Source organism: Serratia montpellierensis (genome assembly GCF_020858655.1).
Lineage (GTDB): Bacteria > Pseudomonadota > Gammaproteobacteria > Enterobacterales > Enterobacteriaceae > Serratia > Serratia montpellierensis.
Map to the genome: position 1 here is coordinate 536485 of NZ_VOSN01000005.1, position 19921 is coordinate 556405.

At 63.5% G+C, this 19921-nt stretch carries 15 protein-coding genes; 1 reads left to right on the forward strand and 14 read right to left on the reverse strand.

All coding sequences use genetic code 11. The features are described 5' to 3' along the window. Nucleotides 1-38: 38 nt before the first annotated feature. The 11 genes from urtA to trpS form a co-directional block, all read right to left on the reverse strand. Nucleotides 39-1307 (reverse strand): urea ABC transporter substrate-binding protein, encoded by a 1269-nt coding sequence (gene urtA, locus FUU19_RS07945; RefSeq protein ID WP_063991257.1) that lies wholly within the window; start codon nt 1305-1307, stop codon nt 39-41. A gap of 26 nt (nt 1308-1333) precedes the next feature. Next, a complete protein-coding gene (locus tag FUU19_RS07950; protein ID WP_230490186.1) occupies nt 1334-2053 on the reverse strand; it encodes a GntR family transcriptional regulator in 720 nt (239 codons plus the stop codon). A 14-nt stretch (nt 2054-2067) separates the two neighbouring features. Then, nucleotides 2068-5688: an urea carboxylase gene (gene uca / locus FUU19_RS07955; protein ID WP_230490185.1), complete on the reverse strand. Its 3621-nt coding sequence runs from the start codon at nt 5686-5688 to the stop codon at nt 2068-2070. Then, the gene (gene atzF / locus FUU19_RS07960) at nt 5681-7519 is read right to left on the reverse strand and encodes an allophanate hydrolase (protein WP_230490184.1); all 1839 of its coding nucleotides are present in this window, start codon (nt 7517-7519) and stop codon (nt 5681-5683) included. Before atzF ends, uca begins: the two co-directional genes overlap by 8 nt. Nucleotides 7520-7741: 222 nt before the next feature. After that, complete coding sequence (locus tag FUU19_RS07965; protein ID WP_230490183.1) at nt 7742-10309, reverse strand: putative mucin/carbohydrate-binding domain-containing protein; 2568 nt, start codon at nt 10307-10309, stop codon at nt 7742-7744. A gap of 177 nt (nt 10310-10486) precedes the next feature. Next, complete coding sequence (locus tag FUU19_RS07970) at nt 10487-10951, reverse strand: YehS family protein (protein WP_230490182.1); 465 nt, start codon at nt 10949-10951, stop codon at nt 10487-10489. A 231-nt stretch (nt 10952-11182) separates the two neighbouring features. Further along, entirely contained in the window at nt 11183-12082 is a 900-nt protein-coding gene (gene phnE, locus FUU19_RS07975; protein WP_169540383.1) for a phosphonate ABC transporter, permease protein PhnE, read from the reverse strand. After that, entirely contained in the window at nt 12079-12942 is an 864-nt protein-coding gene (gene phnE / locus FUU19_RS07980; protein WP_047728296.1) for a phosphonate ABC transporter, permease protein PhnE, read from the reverse strand. Before phnE (FUU19_RS07980) ends, phnE (FUU19_RS07975) begins: the two co-directional genes overlap by 4 nt. A gap of 78 nt (nt 12943-13020) precedes the next feature. After that, complete coding sequence (gene phnD, locus FUU19_RS07985) at nt 13021-13953, reverse strand: phosphonate ABC transporter substrate-binding protein (protein WP_019454696.1); 933 nt, start codon at nt 13951-13953, stop codon at nt 13021-13023. Nucleotides 13954-13994: 41 nt separating this feature from the next. After that, nucleotides 13995-14828 carry a phosphonate ABC transporter ATP-binding protein gene (phnC, locus tag FUU19_RS07990; RefSeq protein WP_099816745.1) on the reverse strand — a complete coding sequence of 278 codons (834 nt, stop codon included), beginning with the start codon at nt 14826-14828 and terminating at the stop codon, nt 13995-13997. Nucleotides 14829-14945: 117 nt separating this feature from the next. Next, nucleotides 14946-15953, reverse strand: coding sequence for a tryptophan--tRNA ligase (gene trpS / locus FUU19_RS07995; RefSeq protein ID WP_099816744.1), 1008 nt, complete (start codon nt 15951-15953; stop codon nt 14946-14948). 290 nt (nt 15954-16243) lie between these two features. Here trpS and FUU19_RS08000 point away from each other — a divergent pair, with 290 nt between their 5' ends. After that, nucleotides 16244-17119: an NAD(P)-dependent oxidoreductase gene (locus FUU19_RS08000; RefSeq protein WP_230490350.1), complete on the forward strand. Its 876-nt coding sequence runs from the start codon at nt 16244-16246 to the stop codon at nt 17117-17119. A 32-nt stretch (nt 17120-17151) separates the two neighbouring features. Here FUU19_RS08000 and FUU19_RS08005 read toward each other — a convergent pair whose 3' ends face one another. From FUU19_RS08005 to FUU19_RS08015, 3 genes are all read right to left on the reverse strand, one after another. After that, nucleotides 17152-17679, reverse strand: coding sequence for a cysteine hydrolase family protein (locus tag FUU19_RS08005; protein WP_141970146.1), 528 nt, complete (start codon nt 17677-17679; stop codon nt 17152-17154). 25 nt (nt 17680-17704) lie between these two features. Further along, nucleotides 17705-18808 carry a suppressor of fused domain protein gene (locus tag FUU19_RS08010; RefSeq protein ID WP_049203883.1) on the reverse strand — a complete coding sequence of 368 codons (1104 nt, stop codon included), beginning with the start codon at nt 18806-18808 and terminating at the stop codon, nt 17705-17707. 163 nt (nt 18809-18971) lie between these two features. Next, nucleotides 18972-19844: an oxygenase MpaB family protein gene (locus FUU19_RS08015; protein ID WP_230490181.1), complete on the reverse strand. Its 873-nt coding sequence runs from the start codon at nt 19842-19844 to the stop codon at nt 18972-18974. Between the last annotated feature and the right edge of the window lie 77 nt (nt 19845-19921).

Here is a 19921-nt window from a genome sequence, read left to right on the forward strand (position 1 = left end):
GGCCGGCGGGCGTTGGGCCGCGCCGGCGCTGAGTGACGTTACTTGCCGCCCTTCACCGGGTAATCCGGCTTCTTGTCGTTGCCGGCGATATACGGGCTCCACGGCTGCGCGCGCACCGGTGCTTCGGTCTGCCACACCACGTTGAACTGGCCGTTGCCCTCGATCTCGCCGATCATCACCGGCTTGTGCAGATGGTGGTTGGTCTGGTCCATGGTCAGCGTGAAGCCCGACGGCGCGGCGAAGGTTTGCCCGGCCATCGCCGCGCGCACCTTATCGACGTCGGTGGTGCCGGCCTTTTCCACCGCCTGCGCCCACATGTGGAGGCCAACGTAGGTGGCCTCCATCGGATCGTTGGTCACCGCGGTGGCGTAATTCGGCAGGTTGTGTGCCTTGGCGTAGGCCTTCCACTGACTGACGAATTGTTTATTGGTCGGGTTATCCAGCGATTCGAAGTAGTTCCAGGCCGCCAGGTTGCCCACCAGCGGTTGGGTGTCGATGCCACGCAGCTCTTCCTCGCCGACCGAGAAGGCGATCACCGGCACGTCGGTGGCCTTGACGCCCTGGTTGGCCAGCTCTTTGTAGAACGGTACGTTGGAATCGCCGTTGATGGTGGAGATCACCGCCGTGTTGCCGCCGGCGGCAAACTTCTTGATGTTGGCGACGATGGTCTGGTAATCGCTGTAGCCGAACGGCGTGTAGACCTCTTCGATATCCTTGTCCTGCACGCCTTTGCTGTGCAGGAAGGCGCGCAGGATCTTGTTGGTGGTGCGCGGATAGACGTAATCGGTGCCCAACAGGAAGAAGCGCTTGGCGCCGCCACCGTCCTCGCTCAGCAGGTATTCCACCGCCGGGATCGCCTGCTGGTTCGGCGCCGCACCGGTGTAGAACACGTTCGGCGACATCTCTTCGCCTTCGTATTGCACCGGGTAGAACAGCAGCCCATTCAGCTCCTCAAACACCGGCAGCACCGACTTGCGCGACACCGAGGTCCAGCAGCCGAACACCGCCGCCACCTTGTCCTGGCTCAGCAGCTGGCGCGCCTTCTCGGCGAACAGCGGCCAGTTGGAGGCCGGATCCACCACTACCGGCTCCAGCTTTTTGCCGAGCACTCCGCCTTTGGCGTTGATCTCGTCGATGGTCATCAGCGCCACATCCTTCAGCGGCGTTTCGGAAATCGCCATGGTGCCGGAGAGTGAACTCAGAATGCCGACCTTGATGGTGTCGGCGGCCTGCGCGCTCCAGGCCAGGCCCAGGCCGACAGCGGCGGCGGACAGCGCAAAAGCTTTGATAAAACGACGACGTTGCATAGTTCAAACTCCTGATGTGTGTGAAATCAAAATCGTTGCGCCGAGCGCGCAGGCTGCTGGGCCCGCGCCTGATGCAACATGTGCAGCGTTATTTTTCGTACCTCTGCCTTGCTGACGGCGATGTGCTCGCCGAGCAGCGTTTGCGCCGCCCCGCTTTGCCGCTGCAGGATCGCCTGCAAAATGGCGGCGTGTTCGCGGTAGGTGGCGTCCACCCGCGCCTGCTGGGTGAAATCCAGCCGGCGAATGATGCGGATCTTTTCGGTCAGTTCGCGGTGAATGCGCGCCATTTCGCCGTTGCCCGCCGCGGCGACCAACGCCTGATGAAACTGTTCATCGTGCTGCGACACCGCCTTGCCGTCCGCCAGGCGCGGCGCTGCGGTCCAAAAATGGCTCAACGCCGCCAGCGCGTCCGGCGTTTCCCCAGCCGGACGTTCGCACAGCCGTTTCACCGCCTCTTGCTCCAGCACGATGCGCAGGTCGTACAGCTCTTCGAAGTAGGCGAAGTCGAACGGCCGTACCTGCCAGCCACTGCGAAACAGCACCTCGACATAGCCTTCGCGTTCCAGCCGAAACAGCGCCTGGCGCACCGGCGTGCGGCTGGCCGCCATGCGCTGCGCCACGTCGCTTTCGCTGAAGCGATCGCCCGGCAGCAGGCGAAACTCGAAGATGTCGGCCTTGAGCTGCAGATAAATGCGCTCCGCCAGCCCCTCCGGCCGCGCCTTGTGCTCCCCGTTGGTGATTTGCATCATCGCCCCTCCGTTCAGACCGCCTTTTCCAGCCACAGCAGGGCGTCGCCCGGCCCGACCGGCCGCCCCTGCCGGCAGCTGATGCGTTTAACGATCCCGGCGCGCGGCGCGGTGACCGCCAATTCCATCTTCATCGCCTCGACCACGATCAGCGGCTGCCCGGCCGCCACCGCCTGCCCCGGCTCCACCAGGATCTTCCACACGCTGCCGTTCAGATCCGCGCTGACCCGATCGCCGTCGATCGCGTCTTCTTCCTCCGGCGGCAACAGCTGCGCCTCGGCCTCGTCGTCATCGCTGCGCCAGCGCGCCACTTCGGCGCTGAACGCCTGCTGCTGGCGATGCTGGAAGTCGGCGATCGCCTCGGCGTTGTCGGCCAGGAAATCGGTGTAGGCAGCGAAGTCGAATTCGCTCTCTTCGATGCGCACCTGCATGCGCCCTTCGCGGAACGCTTCGCGCTGCTCGTCCAGTTCTTGCTCGCTGACCGGGTAGAAGCGTACCTGATCGAAGAAGCGCAGCAGCCAGGGCTCACCGGCGGTGAACTGCGGGTTTTTGAGGAATTTGTTCCAGATCGGCAGCGTGCGCCCCACCAGCTGGTAACCGCCCGGCGAGTCCATGCCGTAGATGCACATGTACATGCCGCCGATGCCGACCGTCCCTTCGGCGGTGTGGGTGCGCGCCGGGTTATATTTGGAGCTCAGCAGGCGATGGCGCGGATCGAGCGGCACCGCGCAGGGCGCGCCGAGGTAGACGTCTCCCAATCCGAGGATCAGGTAGCTGGCGTCGAACAGAATGTCGCGCACCTGCTCGCGTCGGCTCAGGCCGTTGATACGCTGAATGAAATCGACGTTGTTCGGCAGCCAGGGCGCCGAGGCGCGCACCGTCTGTTGATAACGATCCACCGCCCCCAGCGTGGCCGAATCTTCGAACGCCATCGGTAGCCACACGGTGCGCGTCGGCACCTTCAGGCGGCTGACGTCCCCCAGCGCCCGTTCACGCGCCAGCAGGCGCTCTAGCAGATCGGCCTGGCTTATCCGCCGGCTGTCGTAGCGGATCTGCAGCGAACGCACGCCCGGCGCCAGCTCCGCCACGCCCGGTATCGCCTCCTCTCGCAGCGACTGCATCAGCAGATGAATGCGCAGCCGCAGCGCCAGATCGAGCACGTTGTCGCCGTACTCCATCAGGATGTAACCGTCCCCCGCCTGGCGATACGCCACCGCCGGGCGCCCTTCCGCCGCCGGCAGCGCCGCCAGTACCGCGGCGGAAACGGTCTCCGCCGGGGCCAGATCCGGCGGCGGCAGGGTGATGGCCTTCACCGCCGCCAGCGCTTCGATGCTGCCAAGCTGCGCCTGCTCCAGCGACTGCGCCTGGCGAAAGCCGATCGGATGGAACCGGATGCGGTCGCCCGGCTTCACCTGCCCCACTTTCCACAGCTCGGCCTTGGCGATGGTCACCGGACAGACGAAGCCGCCGAGGCTCGGCCCGTCACGGGTCAGGATCACCGGGAAGTCGCCGGTGAAATTGATCGCGCCGATGGCGTACTCGCAGTCGTGCACGTTGGAAGGATGCAAACCGGCTTCGCCGCCGTCCTCCCGCGCCCACTCGGGCTTCGGCCCCGCCAGGCGCACGCCGAGGCGGTTGGAGTTGTAATGCACCTGCCAGTCGGTGGCGAAGAAGGCCTCTATCGATTCGGCGGTGAAAAAGTCCGGCGCGCCGTGCGGCCCGTACAGCACGCCGATGTGCCATTGATCGCCGTAGTGCGGGATCAGGCTGTCGTCCATCGCCTGCGGCGCAGCGATCGGCGCCGGGGTGGTGCTGGCCGCCAGCGCCGGTTGAGCGATCGCCAGCATGTCCGCCACCCGCAAGGTGCGCCCGGCGTGGCCGCCAAACTGCCCGAGCGCAAAGGTGGAGCGGCTGCCGAGATACACCGGCACGTCGAAGCCGTTGCGTACCGCCAGATAGGTGCGGCAGCCATGCGTGGCGCGCCCCAGCGTCAGCACCTGCCCGGCCCGCACCGCGATCGGCCGCCAGTAAGCGACCGCTTCGCCGTCCAAATCGGCCGGGCAGCTAGCGCCCGTCAGCGCGAGGGTGGCGTCGCAATGAAAGCGCAGCGTCGGCCCCTGCAGGGTAAACTCCAGCCCGGCCGCCGCCGGGTGGTTGCCGACGATGCGGTTGGCCAGCCGAAACGCGAAGTCGTCCATCGGGCCGGACGGCGGCACGCCGATGTCCCAATAGCCGAGGCGGCCGGGATAATCCTGCACGCTGCTGTAGGTGCCGGGTTGCAGCACTTCAAGGCAGTGCGGCTGGAAACGTACATCGTCCAGCAGGCGCGTCCAGACGTCGCCGCGCTGAAATTGCGGCGTGGCGATCACCTGCCGCAGATAGTCGAGGTTAGTGGCAATGCCGTGCAAACGGGTCGCCGCCAACGCCACGCGCAGTTTTTCCAGCGCCTGCGCCCGATCCGCGCCGTGCACAATCAGCTTGGCGATCATCGGGTCGTAAAACACCGACACTTCGCTGCCGGTCGCCACCCACCCGTCGAGGCGCACGTCGTCAGGGAAATGCACCTCGGTCAGCACGCCGGGGCTGGGCTGGAAGTTTTTCAGCGGATCTTCGGCGTAGAGGCGCACTTCGATCGCCGCGCCCTGCGGCGCGCGCTGCAACGCCGCCCAATCCAGCGCGTCGCCCGCCGCCACCTGCAGCATGCATGCGATCAGATCCAGGCCGGTGACCATCTCGGTGATCGGGTGCTCGACCTGTAAGCGGGTGTTCACTTCCAGGAAGTAAAACTCGTCGCGCGCGGCGTCGTAAATGAATTCCACGGTGCCGGCGCTGCGGTAATTCACCGACTCGCCCAGCGCCACCGCCGCCCGATGCAGCGCCTGGCGGGTCGCCGCCGGCAGGTGCGGCGCCGGGGTTTCTTCCACCACCTTTTGGTTGCGGCGCTGCAGCGAGCAGTCGCGCTCACCGAGCGCCGCCACCCGCCCTTGGCCGTCGCCGAAAATCTGCACCTCGACGTGGCGCGCCCGATCGACGAAGCGTTCGATAAAGGCGCCGGCGTCGCGGAAGAACTGCTCTCCCAGCCGTTTGACGCTGTCGTACGCGTCGCGCAGCGCCGCCTCGTCGTCACAGCGCGTCAGGCCGATGCCGCCACCGCCGGCGGTGCTTTTCAGCATCACCGGGTAGCCGATGCGCGCGGCGGCGGTCACCGCCTGCTCAACGCTCTCCAGCAAGCCGGTGCCCGGCGTCATCGGCACCCCGGCCAACGTCGCCAGCTCGCGCGCCCGGTGCTTGAGGCCGAACTCGCGGATCTGCGCCGCCGTCGGGCCGATAAAGGCGATGCCCGCCGCCTCGCAGGCGTCGGCAAACTCGGCGCTCTCGGACAAAAAGCCGTAGCCGGGGTAGATCGCCTGTGCGCCGGTGGCCGCTGCCGCCGCGAGGATCTTGTCGATGCGCAGGTAGCTGTCGGCGGCCTTGTCGCCGCCGAGCGCCACCGCCTTATCGGCTTCGGTGACGTGCGGCGCATTGCGGTCGGCGTCGGAATAAACCGCCACGCTGGTGACGCCCAGGCGTTTCAGGGTGCGAATGGCGCGGCAGGCGATTTCGCCGCGGTTAGCGATCAGTACGGTATTAAACATGTTCATGCCCCTTAAGGCTGGCGAGATAGTCGCGCCAGCCGCCAAACTCAGTGATATCCGTGGCGCCTTCCAGCGCCCAGGCTTCGCAGATAAACCCCTTCACCCGCCTGCCGTCCGCCAGCAGCAGCGTGCCGATGCCCAATGGCGCCGGGATTTCCGCCACAAACTCGCCGAAACGGGCCAGCGGGATGTCCCACAGCTCAAGGCGGATCGCCGCCCCCTGCGCCGCGCGCGCCAGCCCCGGCTTCGGCGGTTCGGTATCGGCCAGCGCGTAGAGGCGGTAACAGGGGGCGGTGACGGTTTGCTCCACCCGCATCGCGTCGCGCTGCGTCAGCTGGACGTTGAGCGGCATACCGCTGAGGTGAGCGCCCACTACCGCCAGACGCACGTGCCCCGCCGACGGCGCCGGCGTGGGCTGCGGCGGCAGTGCCCGCCCGATGGCCCCGAGCGGCAAGGCGTTTTGCCGTTGCCAGCGCAGGCCAAACGCCGCCAGCGCCCGGTCATGCCAGGCAGGCGCAATCAGGGTGATACCCGCCGGCAGCCCGTCTCCGCGCAGCGGCCCCGGCAGCGCCAGCGCGCTCAGATCGGCCAGGTTGGTGAAATTGGTGTAAGTGCCGAATTGCGAATTGAACAGCACCGGCTCCTGCGCCATCTCCGCCAGGGTGCGGATAGTGGGCGCGGTCGGCACCACCAGCGCGTCGAACGGCGCCAGCCGCTGGGCGATCTGCCGCGCCAGCTCGGCGCGCAGGTATTCCGCCTTGTAGGCGTCGCAGGCGCTGTAGCCGAGGCCGTTGCCGACGATGCCGCGCACCACCGGGTCGATAGCCTGCGGGCTCGCGTCCAGCACCTGCTCAATCGCCACGGTGCGCTCCGCCACCCAAGGGCCGTAATACAGCTGCTCCGCCAGGGTGCGAAACGGCGCGAAATCGAGGGGCTCCAGCGTGGCGCCGCCCGCCTGCAGCTGCGCCAGCGCGCGGTGAAACGCCCGTTCGGCCTGAACGTCGCCGAAAAACTCCAGCTGGGCGGGGATGGCGAAACGCGGCGCGGCGGAGATATCCGCCGGCGCGGTATGCGGATCGGGGCGGGAATACGGATCTGCTTCGTCAAAGCCGCTCGCCAGTTCCGCCACCTGCGCCGCATCGGCCACGGTCAGCGCGAAGACCGACACCGTATCGTTCAACCGGCAGGCCGGCACCACGCCGCGGTTGGACAACCGCCCTTTGGTCGGCTTCAGCCCGACGATGTTGTTGAACCCGGCGGGCACGCGCCCCGAACCGGCGGTGTCGGTGCCCAGCGCGAACGGCACCAGGCCGCGCGCCACCACCGAGGCGGAGCCGGAGCTGGAACCGCCGCTGACGTAGCGGCTGTCGAAGCTGTTGACCACCGCGCCATAAGGTGAGCGGGTGCCAACCAACCCGGTAGCGAACTGGTCGAGGTTGGTTTTACCGAGGGCGATCGCCCCGGCGGCGCGCAGGTGGGCGACCACGGTGGCGTCCGCCGCGGCCTGATAGGTGAACGCCGGGCAGGCGGCGCTGGTCGGCCAACCGCCGACGTCGATATTGTCTTTGATGGCAAAGGGCACGCCGAACAGCGGCAGGCGGCTGAGATCGCCGTCAACCGCCGCCAGCAACTGCGCCAGCTGCCGATACTGCTGCTCGCGCTGCGCTGGCGTGGCGAGATACAGCCAGGCATTATCGTTCGGGTTCAGCCCGGCGGCCAGGGTTTCGATCGTCGCGCTGACGCAGGCGAGGCGCTCGCCCGCCGGACGGGTTTGATAATGGTGCTGCCATTCACTGAGGGTAAAACCGCACGCTACAACAGGTTCGCTCATCGGCTGAATTCCATCTGGTACACAAGATGGGATTCAACAGAGCAACCGGCGTGCCAATTTTTAATCTCATGATTTCAATAAATTATAATTAAAACTTATGACAGCGACGACGAACGGGCTGCACCAGCGGCGCGCAGCGGAAGAACAAAAAGAGTGCAATAAGGGGATGATGCAGAGGAAAATCGGGGCGACGACACTCGCCGCCCCGGAGGCCGATGGGGATCAGTCGTTGATGCGTTTCAAACCGACCGGCGTAATGCAGTAGGTCTGCTGCTTGCCCTTCTCCGCCAGCCGCACATGCTGCATTTCGTTGACGATCGCCAGGCGGTTGTCCGGCTCTTCATGCCGCAGATGAATCACCTCACCGCCGTAGCCTGACAGCGGCAGCACCCAGGTTTTAGCCGATTGATTTTGGCTGCCGATGACGTCGTAGCTGAGCAAGGTGTTGCCGTCCGCATCCGTCACGCTGAGGAAGGCGTAGCTGTCGGTAAAGTAGTGGTGAGCAATCCCCGCCGCCAGCGTCACGGTCACGGTTTTCTTCACCAGATCGACGGCGCAGGTCAGAAACTGGCGATCGCCGATCCCTTTGCACGCCACGGTAAACGCATTGCCGACGTTAGCGCCCGGCGGCGTATTGTCAGCCGGCAGGCAATCCCGATAGGTCGCCAACAGTGGCTCACGTTGCGGCTCAGCGAAGGCGCCGATCGCCAGATAGATATCATCCTTGAACGACGACGACGGCGCATAGTAAGCCGGCAGCAGACGGCGTAATCGCTGCGCCGCCTGCTCTAGGCGCGTCAGCAGCGCTTGCTCGGGATCGCCGGACAGCGCCGGGTTTTTCAGCCCGCTGGTTTCGATACGCAGCACGTTGGTTTTGTTTTTGTTATCGATGACGCCGGCCGCCGCCGGATTCAAACGCACCCGGCTCGGCTCCACATGATAAATCTCGATGTCGTCGCCTTCGGCAAACGGCAGTTCGTCATGACTCAACGTAGCCTGAGTGCCCTGAATCTCCTTAGCGAAGCGCACCGCGCCCTGCCGATCGCGCAGCGTCACCCGGGCATAGGTTTCACCCGGGAAGTAGGCGTGCGGCGTGGTGCTGGTCACGTCAACCACCACCGCCCCTTTGGCACGATCGACGACCACGGTGGCGAAGACCGCATCGCTCAGGCCCAACAGATTGATCTCCTGTGAAACGATCGGCGAAGCAACTTTACGCACGAAGCGAAGCGTCACCGCGTTTTTCCCCTGTTTCACCGTCAGGTAACCCGCCGTCGGCCGATATTTGCGATCTTTGCCGGTCGGCAACCGCAGGGTGTAGACGCCGATCGGCAGCGCAGTCAGGGCCAGGGTCGGCGCGTCGATACGGATCTTGTGGGCATAGCGCGCCCCTTCCATCAGGATCAAATCCTCACCGTAGATCTGCGCAAAGTCATCGATATCCAGACTCAGGGTGACATCGCCTTTCAGGCCGCTCGCCTTGAGCTGACAGGAATCGACCAGGCGCAGGGAGGAATCCAGCTTCAGCTGTGCCTGCACCGCCGGCAAACTCTGCGCATCCACCAGTTGATACAGCGGGTACACCGCCTTGGCGTGGCTGAACGCGTTGAGGTCGCGCTGCGTTTGGGTGATCACGCCGCCGGTCAGCTCGACGAACGGCGTCACGTCGATTTGCTCGCCGGCCGCGGCGAAGCTTGCCGACAGCAGATCCAGCAAGGCATGTTCGGACGGCACGAAGCCCGCCGTGTTGCAGCTTTGACGATACTGCTGATTAAAGTGCGTGAAGGCGTTCTTGCCTGCCTTGTCGACCATCAGCATCGCGAAGAACAGCTTGGAGCGCAGATCCCACTGGTTGAGCGGCGTGCCCTGAGCGATCAGATCGACGATTTTCTTCTCGACGCCGGCCGCGTTGCCGTAGTTATACAGCCACCCTTCCTGGTATTTGCGCTCTCCCAGCATCACGTCCTGATAGCAAGCGGCGTAAATATTGTTCCACATCTCACCGGTGGAGAAATATTTGTCGCCCATAAAGTGCCCCTGATAGCCGTGCGCGATCTCATGCAGGCTGCCCCAGTTGCTGTCTTTCGGCGTCAGCCAGAAGCTGCTGACCGAGCTGCTGGTTTCCGCCGTCCAGCGGCCGCCATAATACGCGGCGCCGGCGCCGTGTTTATCGGCCTTCATAAAGTAGCGGTTGCGAATATTGCGATCGGACTCATGTTCAGCCTCGAACGAGACGCCGGTCAGCGCATTGTAGAAGGTGAAAATGCGGTCGTAGTAGGCGATCAGCCCGTCGATGTTTTTCGCTTCGCCCAGCGACTTCAGCGCCGGTTTACTGATTTTCGGCACCAGCAACACGGCGTATTCCGCATCGATCAGGGCAAACTCGGCGTCCCGATCGTCCCAGCGGGCGAAGAATGTGGCTTCGTTTTCGCCACGGCGATAAACCGGCAGCGCTTTCGCCGTGTCCGGATACTCGAACTCCAGCGCCGGTTCGCCCTGCCCGTACGGCGTATCGATAAACGGCACCGAGACGGCATTGACCTGGGCCTCGACCCAGCTCGCGCCGACGCTGAATTCAGCCTCCGTTTTGCTGTCGTCATTCAGCAAGCGCAGCATGAGCTTGCCGGTAAACGCCGCGTTGGTCTGCCGCACTCGCAGCACCTGCCCGGCGGCGAGAATGATGCCCAGGTGCTGGCGATCGTGATCGATACCTTTGCTCATGCCTGCCGCATCCAGCCAGACCGGCCGGGTCAACGTGTAAAGTGATTGGGTTTTCGTGATGGTTGGCATCCTGCTTTCCTCATGGTTTGGGTGATTGAATTGACCATGAGAAAGTAACCGGAGGGGCGGCCCGCCCTCCATCGATGGCGGATGGCTGAGGGCCAGTACAACAACGGCGGGCGGGAGAGTGGCAATAAAAAAGGCGCAACCTTGCGATTGCGCCTGAGGCTCGGTGAACGCAGCGCGTTACTCGCCGCGAACGCGCTGCGCCAGCCCTTTGAGGAAGTAGCGCAGCATCTGATCGCCGCATAGGCGGTAGTTCTTGGTGCCTTCTTTGCGGAACAGCGCGCTCAGCTCCGGCTTGGAGATGCGGAAGTCCACCGCGGTGAAGATCTGGTGCATGTCGGTGTCTTTCAGCTCGAACGCCACGCGCAGCTTTTTCAGCACCAGGTTATTGGTGATCGGCAGCTCAACCGCCGGCGCCGGGAACTTGTCGTCCTTGCCGCGCTTGAAGAACACCAGGCCGTTGAGGAAGTGCGCCATCACTTCGTCCGGGCACTTCTCGTAGCCCGGCTCGCCTTCTTTGATCACGTAAGCGTCCATCGCCGACACCGCCACCTCGAAATCGTCCAGTTTGATAATCTCGACCATTTTGGCGTTGTTAATGCTCAGCATATAGCGCACGCTGCGCAGCACGTCGTTGTTCATCATGGGATTGCATTGCCTTTACTTGTCTAACGGGGACGTGCGCATTGTAAAAAAATGCCCCATACCCAAAATAGTTGGAGTTGCATCGCGACGGCAAATTTGTAAGCCCCCGGAGCATAGTTAACTATGTGACCGGGGCGCGCAAATGCAGCCAACAAAGAGGCAGCTCCAAGTATGACGGGTATGGCCGCACACCTTGAATGTGCGGCAGTATAGGGATCGGCAAGGGGTTTCTCAATCGATTTGGCTTTTTTGCTGATACAGCGGGATGTCTTCGCCGATGATGTACTTGTTGCGCAGCATCGACGAGACCTTGTCCATGATCATCACCACCACCACCAGGATCAGGGTGATGAACATCACCACGTCCCAGTTCCACAGCCGCATATTCTCCGCGTACACCAGGCCGATGCCGCCGGCGCCGACGAAGCCCAGCACCGCCGCAGAGCGAGTGTTGGACTCGATCTGGTACAGGCTGAGCGCCAGGAAGGTGGGGAACGATTGGGTGAAGATGCCGTAGCGGTGCTTCTGCAACCCGTTGGCGCCCACCGCCGTCAGGCCGCGGCTGGGGGACTTGTCCACCGCCTCGTGCCCTTCGGCGTACAGTTTGCCCAGCAGCCCGACGTCCTGCATCACGATAGCCAACACCCCGGCCAGCGGCCCCATGCCGACGGCGCGCACGAAGATTAGCCCCCAGATCGCCATATCGATACCGCGCAGCACGTCCAGCAAGCGGCGCACCAGCACGGAGATCGGCCGCAGCAGCGGCGTCGACATCACGTTGCGCGCGGCGAAAAACGACAGCGGCAGCGCGATCAGCGACGCGGTGATGGTGCCGGCGAACACGATGGCGATAGTAATGCCGATCTGCTGGAAGTAGTACATGAACGGCCAGTTGGCGAAGTCGTGCCAGACGAACATGCGCAGGAAATAGCGCCCCAGCTGCTGGCAGCCGTTGATAAACTGCGGCCAGCTAATGCCGAAGACCAGGAAGAAGAACACGTAATACAGCACGATCGCCAGTGCGATCAGGCCGACGGTGCGCAGGTAGCGCCCCTGCTGCGCGAAGATCGCCGGATGCTGCTGTTTCAACTGGTGCAGCGTTTCCGCCGATGCCGGAGTGCCCGCTATCATTTTGCCCCCTCCACCACGCGCTTGCGCAGCTCGCCCGACACATAGTCGAGCACGGAAACCACCACGATGATCAGTAGCAGCGTCATGCTGACCTGATCGTAGCGGTCGAGTTTAATGTTGGTCATCAGCTCCTGGCCGATGCCGCCCGCCCCCACCAGCCCCAAAATGGTCGACTGACGGAAGTTGATCTCCAGCCGCATGAAGCTGTAGGAGAGAAACACCGGCTTCACCTGCGGCCACAGGCCGAAGCGCATGCGCTGCAGCGGCGTGGCGCCGCAGGCCGCCAGCCCGCGCACCGGTTTGTTGGAGGCGGTTTCGATCGACTCGTAGAACAGCTTGGTCAGGCTGCCGATGGTGTGCAGCGCCAGCGCCAGGAAGCCGGGAATGGCGCCGATGCCGAACGCCATCACGAACATCACCGCCCACGCCAGCTCAGGCATGGTGCGCAAAAACGCCACCAGCGTGCGGATCGCCAGCCGCACCGAGGCCGGGGTATAGGTGTTGCCGGCCGCCAGAAACGCCAGCACGGTCGCCACCAGCACCGAGAAAATGGTCGCCGCCAGCGCCAGCTGCAGGGTCTCCCAGATCAGCGGCAGCTGGATATTCAGGCGGTAACCCCAGTAGGCCAGTGAGCCTTCGGTGCGCCCGTCGGCGAACAACAGAGGCCAATGCAGCGTCGGAATGGTTTCGGCCAGGTAGTCGAAGAAATGCGGAATAGACACCCAGACGGTGTGCAGGTTGAACTCGGCGAGGTTGCCGGCGCCCAGGTACAGCACCACCAGCCCGAGCGACCACAACAGTGCTTCGCGCTTTTGCTTGCTGCGGATCCGTTGGTAATAGTGTGCGAAATCGGTATTCAAAAGAGGTCTTCCATCTTTATGGAACAAGGGGTTCAGCACGCTGAACCCCTTCATTCGGACGGCCTAGGCAGCCGGGAATTAACGGTCGCCTTTGGTCAGCTCGCGCTTCATATCGATGATGTTCTGGTATTCCGCCAGGGTGGTGTCGCCGATGTGCTGTTTGCCGCCCATTGCTTTGATAAAGCACTGGTGATCGTCTTTATCCAGCTTCTTGATGGCGGTGACCACTTTGGCCTTAAAGTCGGCCGGCAGCGAGTTGCTCACCAGGATCGGGCCGTTCGGGATCAGCGGCGACTGCCAGATGATGCGGATCTGCTTCATCAGGTCCGGGTGATCCATGCGGATCATGCGGGTGAACGCGCCGCTGGTGTAACCGGTATTGTAGTCGCCGATCATCGACGCCCAGGTCACCGCGCCTTCAAACTGGCCGTTCAGCACGCCGAGGATGTCCTGCTCGTGGCCGCCGGAGAAGGTGACGCTGGAGAAGGTGTTGTTGTATTTGTTGTCGACCGTGCCGCCGAACAGCTTTTTAAACGCCTGGTTCGGGATCAGGAAGCCGGAGGTGGAATCCGGATCGGCGAAGCCGATGGCCTTGCCCTTCAGATCTTCCAGTTTCTGGTACGGACTGCCGGCCTTCACCACCACCACCGAGTGGTAGCCGCGCGACTGGTCGACGTCGTCGACCGCGATGCCGACGATGTCCACCGCTTTCGGATCCTTGATGTAGACCGAAGCGAACGACGACGGCGACATGCTCAGCACCAGGTCAATCTTGCCGCCCAGCAGGCCCTGGATCACACCGGAATAGTCGGACGAGTTGCGCAGCTTGGTATCGACGTTCAGCTCCTTGTCCAGGAACTGCTTCACGCACTGGTTATCGCCGATCTGCTGGGTGGCGTTCTGGCCACCGAGAATGCCCAGGTTCAGCTCTTTCGGCGCATCCGCTGCGGCAGCATTAAATACCATCATCGCGCCGGCCATCAGGGTGGTCAGACTCAATACTTTTTTCATTAGGTGTGCCTTGTGTGTAAAGGGTAAAGGTCAAAAGTGCTTCAATGGATCTGATTGGCTTCTTCGCCATACAGCTGGTGCAGGATCCGTTCGTTCAGTTGCGAAGGATGCCCGTCAAACACGATCTTCCCGTGGGCGATGCCGATCACCCGCGAGCAATACTCTTTCACCAGTTCGACCGAGTGCAGGTTCACCATCACCGCGATGCCGTCTTCGCTGATTTTCTGCAGCGCGTCCATGATGCGGCGGGTGTTCTTCGGATCGAGCGACGCGACCGGCTCATCGGCCAGCAGGATTTGCGGGTTTTGCATCAGCGCGCGGCAGATGGCGACGCGCTGCATTTGGCCGCCGGAGAGGTGCTCGGCGCGCTGCAGCGCGTGCGGCAGCATGTTAAGCCACTGCAACAGTTCGATAGCGCGAGCGCGGTCGGCGTCATCGAACAGTTTGAAGAAGGATTTCAGGGTGGAGGTGTGGCTCAGGCGGCCCAGCAGCACGTTGGTCATCACGTCCAAGCGCGGCACCAGGCAGAAGTCCTGGAAGATCATGCCGCAGCGTGCGCGCCACTGGCGCATCTGGCGGCCGGCAAGCTGGGCGATATCCTGCGCCACGCCATCGTCTTCGAAGTGCAGCATCTCGCCGCAGCTGGAAGGAATGGTGCCGTTGAGGGTGTGCAGCAGCGTCGACTTGCCCGCGCCGGAGCGGCCGATCACCGCCACGAATTCGCCGGCGTGCAGGTCGAAATTGATGTCATCCAGCACGCGCTGCTGCGCTTTGTAGGCCTTGCCGAGTCCCTTTACCGATAATACTTTGCGGGATGCGGCGGCGTGCTGCCCTGGTAAGTCGTGCTGTGCCAATTTTAACAGTGCCTGAGCCATATGATTTCTCTGGTTTCAGTGGCTAATCATTATGGGCACCTATTAACGGATAAGTTTATGACAGTGGGATGATCGTTTTATGGCCGGGGCGTGACGCGTGCCGCCCCGGCGTGCGCATCATTCCAGGCTAAAGAAGTCCAGCCCCAGCGCCGTCTTGACCTGCCGCAGCGTCTGTTGGCTGACCTGATGCGCGCGGCGGGTGCCGTGCTGCAGGATGCGCGTCAGCTCGCCTTTATCGGCGATGAATTCGGCGCGGCGGGTGCGGATCGGCTCGAGCAGGCTCTGCAGGCAATCCTCCAGCAGCCGTTTGATTTTCACGTCCCCCAACCCGCCGCGCCGATAGTGCGCCTTCAGGTCCGCCACCAGCGCGGCGTCTTCGCAGAAGGCGTCCAGATAGGTGAACACCATGTTGCCCTCCACCCGGCCGGGATCGCTGACGTTGAGATGGCCGGGATCGGTGAACATGCTCATCACCGCCTTGTGAACCTCGTCGGCGCCGGCGCCAAGCTGGATGGCGTTGCCGCGCGATTTCGACATCTTGCCCTGCCCGTCCAGCCCCGGCAGACGCCCGACGTTGCTCAACAGCGGCTGACACTCCGTTAATATCGGTTGGCCAACGATGTGGTTGAAGCGCCGCACGATCTCGTTGGTTTGCTCCAGCATCGGCAGCTGATCCTCGCCGACCGGCACGTGGGTGGCGCCGAAGGCGGTGATGTCCGCCGCCTGGCTGACCGGATAGATCAGAAAACCGGCCGGCAGGCTGCGGGCGAAATCCTTCTCGGCGATTTCGTTTTTCACCGTCGGGTTGCGTTCCAGCCGCGCCACGCTGACCAGATTGAGGTAGTACATCGTCAACTCGGCCAACGCCGGCAGCGCCGACTGCAGGCAGATCGTAGTCTTGTGCGGATCGATGCCGACCGCCAGATAGTCGGCCACGACGTTGAGCACGTTGGCGCTGATTTTTTGCGGGTTGTTACCGTTGTCGGTCAGGCCCTGCAGATCCGCCACCATCACCGTTTGGTTATGCTGGTGCTGCAGTTCGACGCGTTGGCGCAGCGAGCCGACGAAGTGACCTAAATGCAGTGGGCCGGTGGCGCGATCGCCGGTAAGAATGGTGTAGCTCATGACAGTGCTCCTGAAGGTCTGTAGACCGCCGGATCAACGCCACAAAAAATAATGCCGCCAAACCGGCGGCATTAAAAAGAGATGTGAATACTCGTGCCGCCTCAGAAGAGGCGCCACCATGACTGATTGTGGGTGGAGTGCATCGATATATTCATGCCATCAAGGTATACCCGCAGCGGCAGCGCGTCAATAGCCCGCCGCCGGCGCGTAAGACGGCGTTACACTCCGGCATTTGCGTTCCTGGCACGGCGCACTAGGGTAAAACCTTCAACCTGAAAAAGGAGCGCATGATGAAGATCGGATTTGCCGGACTGGGTGGGATGGGCAGCGCCATGGCGGCCAACCTGTTGCAGGCGGGCTTCACCTTAACGGTATGGAACCGCTCGCCGCAGGCGGCGCAGCCGCTGGTAAACGCCGGCGCGCGGCAGGCCGAACGGCCGGAGCAGTTGGCCGATGCCGACGTGCTGATCACCATGCTGGCCGACGATGCCGCCACGCAACAGGTGGTGGTGGACAGCGGGTTGCTGCAGCGGATGAAACCGGGCGCGCTGCATATCAATATGGCGACCATCTCGGTCGAACTCGCCAAGCGTTTGACGACGCTGCATGCGGAACACGGCATCGGCTATCTCGCCGCGCCGGTGCTGGGGCGGGTCGACGTGGCCGCCGCCGGCAAGCTGAATATTCTGGCGGCCGGCGATAGCGAACGGCTGAAGCAAGCGCAGCCGCTGTTCGATGCCCTCGGCCAGAAAACCTGGCACTTCGGCGCCGACCCGGCGCAGGCCAACGTGGTCAAAATCGCCACCAACTTTACCCTGGCCAGCGCCATTGAAGCGATGGCGGAAGGCAGCGCACTGGTACGCAACTACGGCGTTTCCGGCGCCGACTACCTGCAGATGCTGAGCAGCACCGTCTTCGCCGCCCCGGCTTACCAGGGCTATGGTGCGCTGATCGCCGCCGAGAAGTATTCACCCGCCGGATTTCGGCTGGCGCTGGGGCTGAAGGACGTCGGGCTGGCGCTGACCGCCGGCGCCGACAGCCATACGCCGATGCCGTTCGCCGGGGTGCTGAAGGACAACTTCCTCGACGCGATGGCGCAAGGGGATGCGGATCTGGACTGGGCCGCGCTGGCCAAGGTGGCGGCGCGGCGGGCGGGCCTGAAATAACGAACGGGGGCTTAGGCCCCGTTTTCCCTTTCTCAGAACACAATATCCGCCGCGGGCACGGCGCGGATCGGCACGCCGAAGCTTTCGATATTCGACAGCGTCTCGTTATGGTGGGTACGGATCAGCAGACCGTCGGCATAGGATTTGTCGTGGCAGGTGTGGGCATCCGCCGCCAGCGTCACCGGATAGCCGTGCGCCGCCGCGCTGCGCACCGTGGTATCGATGCAAAACGGCGTGGAGTAACCGCAAACCACCAACTGCGATACGCCGTTGGCGATCAGCAACGCGCCAAGCGAAGTGCGCAGGAACGAGTCCGGCGTGGTTTTATCCACCCGATGGTCGCCCGGCGCCACCTTCAGCGCCGCGAGCACTTGCCAGGCGGCGCTACCGTGCCGCAGCTCGTCGTCCGGCGTATGATGCTGAATGACGACCACCGGCACGCCCGCCCGGCGGGCGCGCTCGCTCAGCTGATTAATGCGCGTAACGGTGCCCGTGGCATCCGCCGGCGGCGGCGTAAACAATCCTTCCTGCACATCGATAATCAACAACGCGGTGGTCATGGCGGCTCCCGAAGATTAAGCCGCGTCAGCACACCGGCTGGCGCGGGCGGAAAATATGATCGACGCCCTGCTCACGCAGCCGGTTCACCAGATCGTGCCCGCCGTTCGGCGTGGCGTGCGCCAGCTGCCGTTCGGCGGTAAACACCGGGCTGGCCCAAAACAGGTTCACCGGATCGCCGTACTGCTGCGGCAGAGTCAGGTGCGCGCTATGCGGGTAGAAGGACGACGATAAAATATAGCCCTCGTAGCCCAGCGGCGCCACGTCCGACTCCAGCGTATGCCCTTCGCCGATCCAGGTCAGCCGCGCCCACGGCGCATGCGCGAAACCGGCCAGCGCGCTGGCCATCTGCACCGCGTTGTCTTCGGTCATGTATTGGCTGTCGATGGCGATCGCCATCTCCATGCGGCGATAGCGCGAAGCCTCGTCGTTGAACAGGATCTCCACCCACGGCATCGGCCGAATGCTGACGCCCATGGTGAGGAAGTAATAGATGCCGTCACGCTCGTGCTGGGTGATGGCCATCGGCGGCCACTTGCCCTGATCGATGGCGTAGTACTTCACCGACGGGCCGAAATGCGGCTCATAGCGCGCCTGAAAATCGCGCTGCATCTTCGGCCACGGATTGCCCTCTTCACGCTGCCAGCTGCGCCAGAATTGGCGGGTGCTCTCCGCCTGCGCATACTGGGTGTTGGTCGAGGCCGAGCCGAGCGGATAAGCCAGTGGGCTCTCCTTGATGCAGCTGGCCGAATAGCACACCGAATGGTCGATATACAGGCTCCAGCCGGGGATCACCGCCAGCAGTTGGCCGTAATACCACAGGGCCGCGCCGTCGTCGCTTTCGCTCCACACCACCATCAACCCTTCCGGGTTCAGCGGCGCTTCCCCTTCCAGGTTGCGGCAAAATTCCGCCGCCAGCATCGGCGGTTGCCCTTGTTCCAGCGCGGCGCGATCTTCCTGCAGCGGCGCGGCGGCCAGGTTACGCAGCCAGCAGGCGCGCACCTGATAGCGATCGCTGTAGGCTTCGGCGGGATAGATGTAAAAATAGGCTGCCCGGTGATCTTGCTGAACCACCGCGACCAGCGTCTGGTTCTCATTGCTGACTTCAGCAAGTACGTATGACTCGTTCATATCACCTCAATAGGGTCAGGGCGCGGCAGAATCGGCTGCGCGCAAAAAATGGAATGTGGCTTTGCCCTCAAGTGTAAAACGCATTACTGGCCGGATCACCCGTAAAAGTCTCAAAAACGGCCGTAAACGAAGATAAACAAAGACTAATTATAGCGGCTGCGGCTCATGACGGCTGAGTGATGCGCCGCACCGCGCGCTGATAGGAACCGTTGCGCATCGACGCGCCCAGCACTTTGCCGATGCCTGCGGCTCCCGTTCGCACCAGCCGCCGCCGCAGCGCGCCCGGATGAAAGCCGAACTGCCGCTGCGCCCAATCGGGCAACAGATCGATGCCCGCCTGCATCACCACCCCGCCGAGCGGGCGCGCCAATGCGCTCGGCGCCGGCGCCTTCAGCAGAATGCGCGCCACCTCTTGCGTGCGTTCATCACAGACCAACTGCGGCCGCATCGCCTGCAGATAGTCGTCTACCTCCGCGCAGGACTGAGGAATGGCGGTCGCCCCCAGCGCGGCGGCCACGCGCGCCGCTTCGCGGTAGTATTGATCCTGTAACTCGCGGGAAAGATGCGGGTTGCGGTAGCGCAGGTGGCTGGCCAGAAAACGGCTGCTCTCCGCCACGTGCACCCAGGTCAGCAGCGCCGGATCGCTGGCAGCATAGGGCGTGCCGTCGCTGCCGATGCCGGTCACCCGCAGATGGATGGCTTTGACTTTGGCAATCAGCCGCTCCGCCTCGGCGGTCGGGCCGAAGGTGGTGACCGACACGAACTGGCTGGTGCGGCGCAGGCGGCCAATCATATCTTCGCGGAAGTTGGAGTGATCCCATACGCCGGCCAGCGCCAGCGGGTGCAGCATTTGCAGCAGCAAGGCGCTGACGCCGCCGCACAGCATCGGGGTGAAATCGCGGTGTACCTGCCAGATGACAGACTGCGGGCCGAACAGCCCCGGATCGCCGGGCGGATTCTCAAAATCGACGCCGCCGAGCGCCAGCCCGGTCAAACTGAGCACCTGTTTTTCTATCGCTGCGCGTACCGCTTCCATCCTGCTGCCCTCTCGCTCATTCAGCGGCCAGTGTATCACGCGGCGGGCACCTCAATACGCCCTGCGGCGGTTGAAAG